General features: G+C 53.5%; 1 pseudogene. It reads left to right on the plus strand.

The features are described 5' to 3' along the window. Positions 1-60: 60 nt before the first annotated feature. A pseudogene (locus ACT3TC_RS17110) lies at positions 61-762 on the plus strand (IS3 family transposase); the annotation flags it as partial.

Raw genomic sequence — 762 nt, forward strand, 5'->3', positions numbered from 1 at the left:
TGATCTTGCCCAGTAACGATGGACACCTCAAGAATGTAATACACTGCAACGAGGTGAACCATGGCAAGATCGACGACATCAATGAAGAAAAAATCCTATACCCGTTACTCAGATACCTATCGGCAAGAAGCGTTAGCGCTTGCTGATCGCATAGGCGTTGCCGCAGCGGCTCGTGAACTGGGCATACACTCGAGTCAGCTTTATCAGTGGCGTTCTAAGGTTCAGCAACAGCAAGATACATCTGAGCGAGAGCGGTCGCTGGCAGAAGAAAACGTTCGTCTGAAGCGGCAATTAGCCGAAGCCAATGAGGAGCTGGCTATCACAAAAAAGGCCGCGGTGTACTTTGCGAAGAGCCTGAAGTGAAGTACGCCTTTATCCATCGTCATCGCCAGGCTTTCAGTGTTCAGCGCATGTGCCATGTTGTTGGGGTCGCTCGAAGCGGCTACTACGCTTGGCGACAGCGCGAAGGAGGTCTGTCTCTAAAGCGCAGCCAGCAAGCCGTTCTCGATAAGCGTGTGGCTGCGGCGTTTCACCAACGTAAAGGCCGCTCAGGCGCCCCGAGATTAGCTCTAGACCTGCAAGATGACGGAATACCGGTGAATCGCAAGACCGTGGCTGCCAGCTTACAGCGACAAGGCCTGCGTGCTAAAGCTGCCCGTAAGTTCAAGGCCACCACAAACTCTCGACATTCGCTACCTGTTGCGCCAAACCTGCTAGAGCAAGACTTCAGGGCTTCAGCCCCTAATCAAAAGTGGGTGGGTG

The sequence above is a fragment of the Halomonas sp. AOP27-A1-41 genome, from assembly GCF_052378605.1.
GTDB classification, from domain to species: domain Bacteria; phylum Pseudomonadota; class Gammaproteobacteria; order Pseudomonadales; family Halomonadaceae; genus Vreelandella; species Vreelandella citrativorans.